This window comes from Streptomyces sp. AC1-42W (assembly GCF_003248355.1).
Classification (GTDB): Bacteria; Actinomycetota; Actinomycetes; order Streptomycetales; family Streptomycetaceae; genus Streptomyces.
On record NZ_QKWY01000002.1, the window covers coordinates 2,692,046 to 2,704,201 of the forward strand.

Sequence of the window (12,156 nt, forward strand, 5' to 3'; positions counted from 1 at the left end):
CCGTAGCTCCTAGCGGGCCACCCAGCCGCGTTCGTAGGCGTGCCAGCCGAGCTGGAGCCGGGTCGAGACGCCGGTCAGCTCCATCAGGCCCTTGACCCGGCGCTGCACGGTCCGCAGCCCCAGGTCCAGCTGCTTGGCCACGCTCGCGTCCGTCAGACCCGCCAGCAGCAGCGACAGGATCTCCAGATCCATCGGGTCCGGACCGCCCGGCTCCGCCACGACCGCGCCGCTCTCCCCGAGCCGCAACGGCATCGCCTCGCGCCACACCGCCTCGAACAGCCCCGTCAGCGACTCCAGCAGGCCGGAGGCGTGCACCACCAGGGCGGAGGGCTCGGCGCCCCGCCCGGTCAGCGGCACCATCGCCAGCGCCCCGTCCGCGATGACGAGCTTCGTCGGCACCCGGGGCACCACCCGGCACCGCTCGTTGCGGCTCAGCGCCGCCGACAGCTCCAGAATGCCCGACTCCAGCCCCAGCACCTCGCGTTCGATCACCACCCGGAACGACACCCCGCGCGCCGCGGCCTCCTCCTCGGACTCGTTCTCCAGGCCGCTGACCGCCATCGGCTTCCCGGTGACCAGAGCGCACACCTCGCTCGTCGCGCCCAGCTGGAGCTGATGGAACCGGTGCGCCACGGCGCTCGCGCCCGTCACCACCTCGACCAGGTCGTGGACGGCCGGTTCGGCCGCGTCCGCCCGGTACTCCTCGGCGAGCAGGACCGCCGCCAGTTCCGCCTGCTCCAGCTGATGGCGCCGCCGGGTGAGCAGGGCCCCCAGCGCCACGCCGGGCGGCGCCGCGACCCAGCGGCCCGTGCGGGCGGAGGACTGGGCGGCCAGCCCGTGCTGTTCGAGCCGGCGCAGTGCGCGCTCGGTGTCCTGTTCGGGCAGGGCCAGCCGGTGCGAGAGATCGGACAGCTCGGCGGCCCCCATCGCCACGAGGGCGCGGTACGCCGACTCCTGCCTCTCGTCGAGACCTATGGCTCCCAGCATCCCCGACCCCTCCCCGTCTCCCCGCCCATTTTCCCGATGCCCGTTTTCGTGCGGCCCCGGCGGTCGACAATAAAGGCATGAGTCAGCAGGGGGAGAGGCCGGCGGCCCACGAGGACGACTGGTGGCGCAGGCTGTACGACGAATCCGCTCCGGACACGGGGGCGAGCCAGGCGGCCGACAGTCTCGACGACCGCTTCGACTCGGCCTCCGGCACGGTGGCCTCCGGCCCGGACCGGGCGTACGGCACGACGGAGGTACCGGAGGAGCGGCTTGAGCCCGCAGCCCCGGAACGGACGCCGGAACCGGAACCGGAACCTGTGCTTCCGGAACTGGAGCCGGAACCGGAACCGGAGCCGGAACCCGAGCCCGAGCCGGAACCCGTAACCGTATTCCGCGCGCCGGAGCCCGCGCCCGTGCCCGTGCCCGGCCGTCTCGTGCTCCGCGCCCCGTGGGAGCCGCCGGCGGGCCCCTCGCTGCCGCGTACGTTTCCGGGGCCCGCACCCGAGCCGGTCGCCCCCGAGCCGCCCGCGCCCGTGCCGGACCCCCGGATCGCCACCGACACCGACGCCGCCGACGACGGGGCGCGGCATCCCGCGCGGCCGGGCGCCGTCGCCCATGTGGGGGATCGGCCGCCCACCTACGACGCCGAGCCCACCGCGCTGCCCGCGACCGACCCGTACGAACTGGACCGGGTCGTTCCGGACACTGTCCTGGACGGGGCCTCGTACGGGGGCTACACCCTGCGCGCCGCGTCCGTGCGCGGGGACTCCGCGCGGTTCCGGGGCGAGCCGCGCCGCGACGCGCTGCTGACGGCCCGCTTCGGCAGCGGCGACGGCGCCCTGGTCCTCGTCGCCGTGGCGGGCGCTTCGCGGGGCGCGGAGGGGGCGTTCACCGCGTCGGCCGACGCCTGCCGCTGGATCGGTGAGGCCGTGGGCCGCAGCCATGTCCGGCTGGCCGACGACATAAGGGCGGGCCGCCGGGCCGACCTCAAGTCCGGGCTGCACCGGCTCACCGACCGCGCCTACGGCAAGCTGCGGGCCCGCGCCGCCGGACTCGGCGTCGAGCCGGACGCGTACACCGCGAGCCTGCGCTGTCTGCTGCTGTCCGCCGACCCCGGCTGCCGCACCCGGGTCTTCTTCGGGATCGGCGGCGGCGGCCTCTTCCGGCTCCGCGACGGCGAATGGCACGACCTGGAACCGGCGCTGCCGCCGCCCGCCGCGCTGAGCGGCGATGCGGTGGTCGGCTTCGGCTCGTCCGCGCCGGAGAGTACGCCGGAGAGCGGACCGGACGGCGAGCGCCTGACGATGGACCTGGGCATCACGACCGGCCCGGCCCCGTTCGTCGAGGACCCGCTGCCGCCGCCCGCCGAACCGTTCCGCTTCCGGGCCTCCGTCGCCCGGCCGGGGGACACCCTGCTGCTGTGCGGCACGGGCCTCGCGGACCCGCTGCGCGAGGAGCCCGGGCTTGCCGGGGAACTCGCGGCGCGCTGGTCGCCGGTGGCGGCGCCGGGCCTCGGCGACTTCCTCGCGGACGTCCGGATCAGGGTGAAGGGGTACGCCGACGACCGCACGGCGGTCGGCGTCTGGGAGGCGTAACGGCGCGGGCCATGGGTTGATGGACTCCGGACACCCGTCCGGTCCGGGGTTTGGCTCCCCGCGTTCCGGACAGCCGGATGTGCACGGAGCACGGGCAGAGGGAGTGCGTCACCCATGGCCAAGCAGAACGTCTCGGAGCAGTTCGTCGACATCCTCGCCCGCGCGGGCGTCAAGCGGCTGTACGGGGTCGTGGGGGACAGCCTCAACCCGGTCGTCGACGCCGTCCGGCGCCACCCGGACATGGACTGGATCCAGGTCAGGCACGAGGAGACGGCGGCGTTCGCGGCGGGCGCCGAGGCGCAGATCACCGGCACGCTCGCGGCCTGCGCCGGCTCGTGCGGCCCCGGCAACCTGCACCTGATCAACGGCCTGTACGACGCCCACCGCTCCATGGCCCCGGTGCTCGCGCTCGCCTCGCACATCCCGTCGAGCGAGATCGGCCTCAACTACTTCCAGGCGACCCACCCCGAGCTGCTCTTCCAGGAGTGCAGCCACTACAACGAGATGATTTCCAACCCGCAGCAGATGCCCCGGCTGCTCCAGACGGCCATCCAGCACGCGGTCGGCCAGGGCGGGGTCAGCGTCGTGACGATGCCGGGCGACGTGGCGGGGCAGCCGGCCCCCGAGCGGTCCGCCGAGCACGCGCTGGTCACCTCGCGGCCCACCGTACGGCCGGGCGACGGCGAGATCGAGAAGCTGTGCCGGATGGTGGACGAGGCCAAACGGGTGACGCTGTTCTGCGGCAGCGGCACGGCCGGGGCGCACGCCGAGGTGATGGAGTTCGCCGAGCGGGTCAAGGCCCCGGTCGGGCACGCGCTGCGCGGCAAGGAGTGGATCCAGTACGACAACCCGTTCGACGTCGGGATGAGCGGGCTGCTCGGCTACGGCGCGGCGTACGAGGCCACCCACGAGTGCGATCTGCTGATCCTGCTGGGCACGGACTTCCCGTACAACGCCTTTCTGCCCGACGACGTGAAGATCGTGCAGGTGGACGTGCGGCCCGAGCATCTGGGCCGGCGCACCAAGCTGGACCTGGCCGTCTGGGGCGACGTACGCGAGACGCTGCGCTGTCTGACGCCGAGGGTGAAGGCGAAGAGCGACCGCAAGTTCCTCGACCGGATGCTCAAGAAGCACGCGGACGCCCTGGAGGGCGTGGTCAAGGCGTACACCCGCAAGGTCGAGAAGCACATTCCGATCCACCCCGAGTGCGTGGCCTCGGTGCTGGACGAACTCGCCGACGACGACGCGGTGTTCACCGTCGACACGGGCATGTGCAACGTCTGGGCGGCCCGCTATCTGTCGCCCAACGGCAAGCGGCGGGTGATCGGTTCGTTCAGCCACGGCTCGATGGCCAACGCGCTGCCGCAGGCGATCGGGGCGCAGTTCACCGATCGCGGCCGGCAGGTCGTCTCGATGTCGGGCGACGGCGGATTCACCATGCTGATGGGCGACTTCCTGACGCTCGTCCAGTACGACCTGCCGGTCAAGGTCGTCCTGTTCAACAACTCCTCGCTGGGCATGGTCGAGCTGGAGATGCTGGTCGGCGGGCTGCCGTCGTTCGGGACGACCAACAAGAACCCCGACTTCGCGGCGGTGGCGCGCGCGGCGGGGGCGTACGGGGTCCGGGTCGAGAAGCCCAAGGAGCTGACGAGCGCCCTCAAGGACGCGTTCAAGCACAAGGGCCCGGCGCTCATCGACGTGGTCACCGACCCCAACGCGCTCTCCATCCCACCGAAGATCAGCGCGGACATGGTGACCGGCTTCGCTCTCTCCGCCAGCAAGATCGTCCTGGACGGCGGGGTGGGCCGGATGGTCCAGATGGCCCGCTCCAACCTCCGTAACATGCCCCGGCCCTGACGGGCTGTCGGCCTGGTAGCGGCAGGGGCCAGCGCTAATGGGGCGGGGTTAGCGGGGGGTTACCGAGAATTCAGCGTGCTGCGGGATGCTCCGGGAGACCAGTGTGCATACTCTCCCGGAGACCTTGCGTCAACTTCTCGGCCTTGAAGGACCGGGCTTGTCACCCGATCGTCCAAGGCTGTGATTGCAAGTGGAGCGCGACTGGCTGCCGCGTGGTCCCCTGCGTCCGGTCCTACCTTGCGGTGGGACTGGGGCGGTTGACTGCGCCCCGCTGCCACACAGACATCGCCCGGTGGGCGATGTTGCGGGAGCCGTTGTGGTCCGCGTGCGTAATCACGCCGCAGGACCGGCACTCGAAGCGGGCCTGGGAGACCCGGTTGGCGCGGTGGGTGTGCCAGCACTCCGAGCACTGGCGGGAGGTGTTCCTCGGGTCCACGTGGACCACCGGGACACCGGCCCGCCGTGCCTTGTAGGCGACGAATGCGCCGAGCTGGGCGAATGCCCAGGAGTGCAGCTTGGCCCGCTGGTCCTTCTTGGCCGTAACCCTGGCGCGGATACCGGACAGGTCTTCCAGTCCGATTCCCCGCGAGGTGCGTTCAGCGGTGGCAACAAGCGTCTTGGCGATGATGTGGTTGGTGTTCGCCGCGTGCCGGGCTTCCCGGCGGCGGACGCGCTTCAGGACCCGCTTGGCGGACTTGGTGCGCTTTTTCTGCAACTTCTGCCGCAGGTCACGGTGCCGTTTGCGGTACCGGTTCAACCGGCGCCCGGCAAGGATCTCGCCGTCGGACGTGGTGGCGATGTTGACAATCCCGAGGTCCACACCGAGGAAACCGTCCGGCTCGGACAGTTCGGGTTCGGGCACGTCGATGGTGGCGACCAGGAAGAACATCCCGTCCCGCGCCACCAGGTCCGACTCGCCCTTGCGCGAGGCCAGCAGGCGCATCGCTTCGGGCGAGCAGACGAACGGAATCCGCTTGAGCCTGCCGGCCACCGTCCAGATGGAGACGGTCCGGGTGTCCAGGTTCCAGGTCAGCATCCGGTCGTCGTACGGCTGGGCCGCACCTTCCCGGAAGCCGATCGGCCTGGACTCGGCACGGGCGCGCCGCTTTGAGTCCTCACGGCCGAGGTTCCCGGCCTTGATGTTGGCCTTGAGCGTGGTGTACGCGTCGCACACCTTCGTGATCGTGCGCACCGCCGCCTGCGCCCCGAGGTCGAAATCGGTCCGGAGCCGGTGGTAGACGGCGTCCTGCAACACGTTCCGCCGCTTGAGGTCCTCGGTGAACGCCACCTCGGAGGCCGCATTCGCGGCCCGGTTGCAAGCACGCAGGGTCGCTGCCAGTGCGTCCGCGTCATACGCGGACACGGGCAATAGTTTCACCTGCGCGACAATCTTCACGCAGAAAACCCTATTAGGGCTGACCGCAGGAGATCAAGTTGAGGTACCGGCAGATGCGCGGCGAACTCCGGCGCTTTGCGCCTCCGCGCCAAGGACCAATTCCTCCCGGGGCCGAACCCCGGGCTTCCTTGGGGAAATCAGGTGAAGTGGGCCGACCAGGGCGTGATCGCCACCGGTACCGGATCGCCCGCCTCCAGCGTCCGGATCTGATCCGGCCCGGCCGTTCCCGCCCACGCGGGGACGGCCGGCAGCCGACGCCCCCCGGGGGGCAACTTCCTTCGCGCTGCGACCTCTTGGCACCCCCAGAACCATGTGACATATTACTGGCGTGTTCACGAGACAGCCGCTGGACGTCGTCGTGGTCGGAGCCGGTGTCGTCGGCGCCGCCTGCGCCTACTACGCCACCCGGTCCGGACTCGCGGTCGCGGTGGTGGACGCCGGACCCGTCGCCGGCGGGACCACGGGCGCGGGGGAGGGCAACCTCCTGGTCTCCGACAAACCCCCCGGCCCCGAACTCGCCCTCGCCCAGCTCTCCGCCGAACTGTGGCGCGAGCTGGCCGGGACGCTGCCCCCGGCGATCGAGTACGAGCGGAAGGGCGGCCTCGTCGTCGCGGCGGACGAGGCGTCCCTGGCCGGCCTGACCGCGACCGCCGCCGGACAGGCCGCCGCCGGGGTACGCACCGAGGCCGTCGCCGCCGGCGAACTGCCCGACCTGGAACCGCATCTGGCGCCCGGCCTCGCGGGCGGCGTCCGCTACCCGCAGGACGCCCAGGTGCAGCCCGCGCTCGCCGCCGCCCACCTGATCCGCGCCGCCCGCGACGCCGGAGCGCGCCTGCACCCCGGCAGCCCGGTCACCGCCCTGCTCACCGGCCCCACCGGCGCGGTGCGCGGCGTCCGCACCCCGGCGGGCGACCTCCTCGCCCCGGCCGTGGTCAACGCGACGGGCGTCCGGGGCGGCGAGTTCGCCGCGCTGGCCGGGGTGGAGCTGCCCGTCCTGCCCCGGCGCGGGTTCGTCCTGGTCACCGAACCGCTGCCGCCGCTGATCCGGCACAAGGTGTACGCCGCCGAATACGTGGCCGACGTCTCCAGCGCGTCCGCCGCCCTCCAGACGTCACCGGTCGTCGAGGGCACCGCCGCCGGGCCCGTCCTGATCGGCGCCAGCCGGGAGCGCGTCGGCTTCGACCGCACCCTGTCCGTGCCCGTGATCAGCGCCCTGGCCGGCGCGGCCGCCGCGCTCTTCCCGGTCCTGAACACCGTCCGGGTCATCCGCGCCTACCACGGCTTCCGCCCGTACCTGCCCGACCACCTCCCCGCCATCGGCGCCGACCGCCGCGTCCCCGGCCTCTTCCACGCCTGCGGCCACGAGGGCGCGGGCATCGGTCTCGCCCCGGCCACCGCGGTCCTGGTCACCGCCGCCCTCCGGGGCGAGGAACCGCCGCTGGACCCCGCGCCGTTCAGCCCGGACCGCTTCGGCCCCGGCGCCGGATAGCGCGCCGCCCGCCGAGCCCCGCGCCGGACCGTCCCTCCACCCCGTACCGCCCGCACGACGAGACAGGAGCCCCCGGTGAGACGAGCACGCCGGCGCGAACCCGCCCGCACCCCGGCCGGCCTGGCCGGTGCCGAGCCGGGACCGGGGTTCGAGATCACCTTCGACGGACGGCCGCTGCGCGCGCTGCCGGGGCAGAGTGTCGCGGCCGTGCTGTGGGCCGCCTCCGTCCTCAGCTGGCGCACCACCCGGAACAACGGGCGCCCGCGCGGGGCCTTCTGCGGGATCGGCTCCTGCTACGAGTGCCTGGCCACCGTCAACGGCCGGCCCAACCTGCGCGCCTGTCTGCTGCCCGCCCGGCCCGGCGACGCCGTCACCACCCAGGAGGGGACCGGACATGACGCACCGCGCCCCTGACCGCGCCGACCTCGCCGTGGTGGGCGCCGGACCCGCCGGGCTCGCCGCCGCCGTCACCGCGGCCGACGCCGGACTCCGGGTGCTCCTCCTCGACGCGGCCGACGCCCCCGGCGGCCAGTACTACCGCGCACCCGCCCCCGGACTGCACGCCACCCGGCCCAAGGCCCCGCACCACCACTGGTCCGCCTTCACCGCGCTCACCGCCCGCCTCGACCGGCACCGCGCCACCGGTCGCCTGCGCCACCTCACCGGCCACCACGTCTGGACGATCGCCCGAACCGGCGAGGACTGGACCCTGCACACACTCACCGGCCCGGAGAGCTCCCACACCACCACACCGGACGAGCCCGCCACCACCGCCCCGCGCGCCCGCCGCATCCTCGTCGCGACCGGCGCCACCGAACGCCAACTCCCCTTCCCCGGCTGGACGCTGCCCGGCGTGGTCGGCGCGGCCGGCGCCCAGGCCATGCTCAAGTCCGGGCTCGTCCTGCCCGGCCGGCGCGTCGTCGTCGCCGGAAGCGGACCGCTGCTCCAGGCCGTCGCCCTCTCCCTGGCCCGCGCCGGAGCCCGGGTTCCCGCACTGGTGGAGGCCGCCGGATACGGGGCGTACGCCCGCGCGCCCCTGGTCCTGGCCGGCAACCCGGACCGGCTCGCCGAGGGCGCCCGCCACCGGGCGGGGCTCGCCCGCCACGGGGTGCGGCTGCTCCCGCACCGCGCCGTCACCGCCGTCCACGGCACCGGGCGGGTCGAAGGCGTCACCGTCAGCCGGCTCGACCGCGACTGGCACCCGCTGCCGGGAACCGGGCGGCGCATCGACTGCGACGCGCTCGCCGTCGGCCACGGCCTCGTCCCGCACATCGACCTCGCCGCCCAACTCGGCTGCGCCACCCGGACCGGCACGGACGGATCGCCCGCCCTGGAACTCGACGAGGAGCTGCGCACCAACGTGCCCGGCGTCTGGGCGGCCGGCGAGACCGGCGGCATCGGCGGGGTCCGGCTCGCCCTCGCCGAAGGGGAGCTGGCCGCCCTGTCGGTGATCGCCGACGCACGGGACGGCCGCCCCGCACGGGACCGGGGCCGCGCCGCGCGACTGCGGCGCGCGCGGCGGCGGATGCGCCGGTTCGCCGGGCTCATGGGCGCCGCGCACCGGCCGGGGCCCGGGTGGACGGACTGGCTCGCCCCGGACACCGAGGTCTGCCGGTGCGAAGAGGTCCCCGCGGGCACGATCCGCACCGCCGTCGACGACCTGGGCGCGGCCGACACCCGTACCGCCAAGCTCCTCACCCGGGCCGGCATGGGCTGGTGCCAGGGCCGCACCTGCGGCTTCGCCGTCCGTGCCCTCGCCGGGCCGCCCACCGGCGAAACCCCCGACCGCAGGCCGCTCGCCTGCCCGGTCCCTCTCGCCGCGCTCGCCCGGACCGACCCGTCCGGCGACGCGTGAACACGCGCCACGCCCGCATCCGCATCCCCGCAACCCGAGGAGCCCACATGACGGCCGACTCCACCCGCACCGACGCGCCCTGGCGGGGCGTCATGGTCGCGACCCCGCTCACCCTGCACGAGGACCGGTCGATCGACTTCGACGCGTACGCCGCCCACGTCCGCGACCTCATCGCAGCGGGCTGCGACGGCGTGGTGCCCAACGGCTCGCTGGGGGAGTACCAGACCCTCAGCGACCGGGAGCGCCGGGACGTCGTACGCGTCGCCGTCGAGGCGGCCGGCGACGGAGCCAGAGTGATGCCCGGCGTCTCCTCGTACGACAGCGCCCAGTCCCGGCGCCGGGCCGAGGAGGCCGCCGAGGCCGGGGCCGGCAGCGTCCTGCTGCTGCCGCCCAACGGCTACGCCTGCGAGGAGGAGGCCGTCCGCGCGCACTACGCCGAGGTGGCGGCGGCCGGGCTGCCCGTCGTCGCCTACAACAACCCGTACGACACCAAGGTGGACCTGACCCCCCGGCTGCTGGGGCAGCTCCACGCCGAGGGGTCCGTCGTGGCCGTCAAGGAGTTCAGCGGCGACGTCCGCCGGGCGTACGAGATCGCCGAGGAGGCACCCGGCCTCGACCTGCTCGTGGGCGCCGACGACGTCCTGCTGGAACTCGTCCTGGCCGGGGCGGTCGGCTGGATCGCGGGCTGCCCCAACATGCTGCCGGCCGGCTGCGTCGAGCTGTACCGGGCGGCCGTCGCCGGTGACCTGGAGCGGGCCCTGCCGCTCTACCGGCGGCTGCACCCGCTGCTGCGCTGGGACTCCAAGCCGGAGTTCGTCCAGGCGATCAAGGCGTCCATGGACGTCGTCGGCCGGCACGGCGGCCCCACCCGGCCGCCCCGGCTGCCGCTCGGCGCCGACGCCCTGGCCGCCGTACGCGCCGCCACCGGGAAGGCGCGCGCCGAGGGCCTGGACTGAGAGGGGACGACGCATGCGCAGCCGTCACGTCTTCCACGCCGTCGACTCGCACACCGAGGGCATGCCCACCCGCGTCGTCACCGGTGGGATCGGCACGCTCCCCGGCGCCACCATGGCCGAGCGCCGGGCGTACTTCACGGCGCACCGGGACGCGGTGCGCACCCTGCTGATGTACGAGCCGCGCGGCCACGCCGCGATGAGCGGCGCCGTCCTCCAGCCGCCGACCCGCCCCGACGCCGACTTCGGGGTGTTGTTCATGGAGGTCTCCGGCTGTCTGCCGATGTGCGGGCACGGCACCATCGGGGTGGCCACCGTGCTGGTCGAGACCGGCCTGGTCGAGGTCACCGAACCGGTCACCACCGTACGGCTGGACACCCCGGCCGGACTGGTGTGCGTGGATGTCCGGGTGGAGGGCGGGGCCGCCACCTCCGTCACTCTCACCAACGTCCCCGCGTTCAGCGCGGGGCTCGGGCTGACCGCGGAGGTGCCCGGCTTCGGGGAGGTGCCGTACGACCTCGCCTACGGCGGCAACTTCTACGCGATGGTGCGCCTGGCGGACCTGGGCCTGCCGTTCGACCGGGCGCGCAAGGGCGAACTGCTGGCGGCCGGGCTCGCGTTGATGGACGCGGTCAACGCGGCCGACCGGCCGGTCCACCCGCTGGACGCGGGCATCCACGGGCTCAAGCACGTCCAGTTGATCGCGCCCGGCTCCGACGCCCGGCACTCGCGGCACGCCATGGCCATCCACCCCGGCTGGTTCGACCGTTCGCCGTGCGGCACCGGTACGTCGGCGCGGATGGCCCAGCTGCACGCGCGCGGCGAACTCGGCCTGGACCGGGACTTCGTGAACGAGTCCTTCATCGGCACCCGGTTCACCGGCCGGCTGGTCGGCGAGACGGAGGTGGCCGGGCTGCCCGCGGTCGTCCCCACGGTCACCGGGCGGGCCTGGATCACCGGCACCGCGCAGTACTTCCTCGACCCGGACGACCCGTTCCCCGAGGGCTTCCTGCTGTGAGACCGCACCCGCGTCGGGGGCAACGTGACATTGTATTCTGACCGGCACGACGCCCCCGGCGTCCCCGCACGGTGCTGGAGGAACGGACATGGCCCGCCTGACGTCGCTCGGCGCGCTCACGGCGCAGGAGCATCTGCGCGACCAGGTGGCGCACGCGCTGCGGGCGGCGCTCATCTCCGGCGAGCTGCGGCCGGGCACGGTCTACTCGGCGCCCGCGCTCGCCGCCCAGTTCGGCGTCTCCGCCACCCCCGTCCGTGAGGCGATGCTCGACCTGGTCCGCGAGGGCCAGGTCGAGGCCGTCCGCAACAAGGGCTTCCGGATCACCGAGCTGACCGAACAGGACCTGGACGACTTCACCGAGCTGCGCGCCATGATCGAGGTGCCCACGGTGGGCCGGATCGCGCGGATGGGGCTGACGCACGAGCTGGAGGCGCTGCGGCCGGTCGCCCTGGAGATCGTCGACGCCGCCCGGCGCCACGACATCCTGGACTATCTGGAGGCCGACCGCCGCTTCCACCTCGCCCTGCTCGCGCTGGCCGGCAACCGCCGCCTCGTCGAGCAGGTCGGCGAACTGCGCAAGCGCTCCCGCCTCTTCGGCCTGGACCGGCTCGCCGAGTCCGGGCAGCTGACGGCGTCGGCCGAGGAGCATGTGCAGCTCCTCGACCTGGTGGTGGCCGGGGACGCGCAGGGTGCTGAGGCGTGCATGCTCGCCCATATGTCGCACGTCCGCTCCCTGTGGGCCGACGGCGAGGGAACCCGGCCGGGCCTGTCCGCCCGGGAAGCCTCGCGTTCCCAACTCCCCCTGTAGCGACGCGCCCTGACGCGTTCAGGAATGTCGTCACGGCCGCTTCCTAAGACCATGTGACATGTGCCATTGTACTGACGGTCGCGCTGAGGTTGTGTCCATGTCATTTCATGGCAACCCCCAATCCCCAACCCCCCAATCCCCAACCCCCCAACCCCGTCCGGCCTCACCCCGCGCCATCCCCCACGGCCGCGCAACGGC

10 protein-coding genes are annotated in these 12,156 nt (G+C 73.7%); 8 read left to right on the forward strand and 2 right to left on the reverse strand.

Annotated features, from left to right (window positions below):
• Positions 1-9: 9 nt before the first annotated feature.
• A complete protein-coding gene (locus DNK56_RS30045) occupies positions 10-987 on the reverse strand; it encodes a helix-turn-helix transcriptional regulator (RefSeq protein ID WP_111338920.1) in 978 nt (325 codons plus the stop codon).
• A gap of 77 nt (positions 988-1,064) precedes the next feature.
• Here DNK56_RS30045 and DNK56_RS30050 point away from each other — a divergent pair, with 77 nt between their 5' ends.
• Together DNK56_RS30050 and DNK56_RS30055 are read left to right on the forward strand one after the other, a co-directional pair.
• Positions 1,065-2,582, forward strand: coding sequence for a protein phosphatase 2C domain-containing protein (locus tag DNK56_RS30050; protein ID WP_111338921.1), 1,518 nt, complete (start codon positions 1,065-1,067; stop codon positions 2,580-2,582).
• 114 nt (positions 2,583-2,696) lie between these two features.
• A complete protein-coding gene (locus DNK56_RS30055; RefSeq protein ID WP_111338922.1) occupies positions 2,697-4,439 on the forward strand; it encodes a pyruvate dehydrogenase in 1,743 nt (580 codons plus the stop codon).
• Between the two features lie 232 nt (positions 4,440-4,671).
• Here the strand turns inward: DNK56_RS30055 and DNK56_RS30060 are convergent, their stop codons facing one another.
• Positions 4,672-5,802: an RNA-guided endonuclease InsQ/TnpB family protein gene (locus DNK56_RS30060; protein ID WP_342211041.1), complete on the reverse strand. Its 1,131-nt coding sequence runs from the start codon at positions 5,800-5,802 to the stop codon at positions 4,672-4,674.
• Positions 5,803-6,163: 361 nt separating this feature from the next.
• Here DNK56_RS30060 and DNK56_RS30065 point away from each other — a divergent pair, with 361 nt between their 5' ends.
• The 6 genes from DNK56_RS30065 to DNK56_RS30090 all read left to right on the forward strand — a co-directional run bounded on the left by DNK56_RS30065 (position 6,164) and on the right by DNK56_RS30090 (position 11,958).
• Complete coding sequence (locus DNK56_RS30065) at positions 6,164-7,324, forward strand: NAD(P)/FAD-dependent oxidoreductase (RefSeq protein WP_111338923.1); 1,161 nt, start codon at positions 6,164-6,166, stop codon at positions 7,322-7,324.
• Positions 7,325-7,399: 75 nt separating this feature from the next.
• Complete coding sequence (locus DNK56_RS30070; protein ID WP_111338924.1) at positions 7,400-7,738, forward strand: (2Fe-2S)-binding protein; 339 nt, start codon at positions 7,400-7,402, stop codon at positions 7,736-7,738.
• A complete protein-coding gene (locus DNK56_RS30075; RefSeq protein ID WP_111338925.1) occupies positions 7,719-9,179 on the forward strand; it encodes an FAD/NAD(P)-dependent oxidoreductase in 1,461 nt (486 codons plus the stop codon). Before DNK56_RS30070 ends, DNK56_RS30075 begins: the two co-directional genes overlap by 20 nt.
• A gap of 47 nt (positions 9,180-9,226) precedes the next feature.
• Positions 9,227-10,135: a dihydrodipicolinate synthase family protein gene (locus DNK56_RS30080; protein ID WP_111338926.1), complete on the forward strand. Its 909-nt coding sequence runs from the start codon at positions 9,227-9,229 to the stop codon at positions 10,133-10,135.
• A 13-nt stretch (positions 10,136-10,148) separates the two neighbouring features.
• A complete protein-coding gene (locus DNK56_RS30085; RefSeq protein WP_111338927.1) occupies positions 10,149-11,150 on the forward strand; it encodes a proline racemase family protein in 1,002 nt (333 codons plus the stop codon).
• Positions 11,151-11,238: 88 nt separating this feature from the next.
• On the forward strand, positions 11,239-11,958 hold the full coding sequence (locus DNK56_RS30090) for a GntR family transcriptional regulator (RefSeq protein WP_111338928.1): 720 nt from the start codon (positions 11,239-11,241) through the stop codon (positions 11,956-11,958).
• Positions 11,959-12,156: the final 198 nt, after the last annotated feature.

Coding starts and splice junctions, on each gene's coding strand:
- DNK56_RS30045 (WP_111338920.1), bottom strand. CDS start 987: ATGCTGGGAGCCATAGGTCTCGACGAGAGGCAGGAGTCGGCGTACCGC.
- DNK56_RS30085 (WP_111338927.1), top strand. CDS start 10,149: ATGCGCAGCCGTCACGTCTTCCACGCCGTCGACTCGCACACCGAGGGC.
- DNK56_RS30090 (WP_111338928.1), top strand. CDS start 11,239: ATGGCCCGCCTGACGTCGCTCGGCGCGCTCACGGCGCAGGAGCATCTG.
- DNK56_RS30080 (WP_111338926.1), top strand. CDS start 9,227: ATGACGGCCGACTCCACCCGCACCGACGCGCCCTGGCGGGGCGTCATG.
- DNK56_RS30075 (WP_111338925.1), top strand. CDS start 7,719: ATGACGCACCGCGCCCCTGACCGCGCCGACCTCGCCGTGGTGGGCGCC.
- DNK56_RS30050 (WP_111338921.1), top strand. CDS start 1,065: ATGAGTCAGCAGGGGGAGAGGCCGGCGGCCCACGAGGACGACTGGTGG.
- DNK56_RS30055 (WP_111338922.1), top strand. CDS start 2,697: ATGGCCAAGCAGAACGTCTCGGAGCAGTTCGTCGACATCCTCGCCCGC.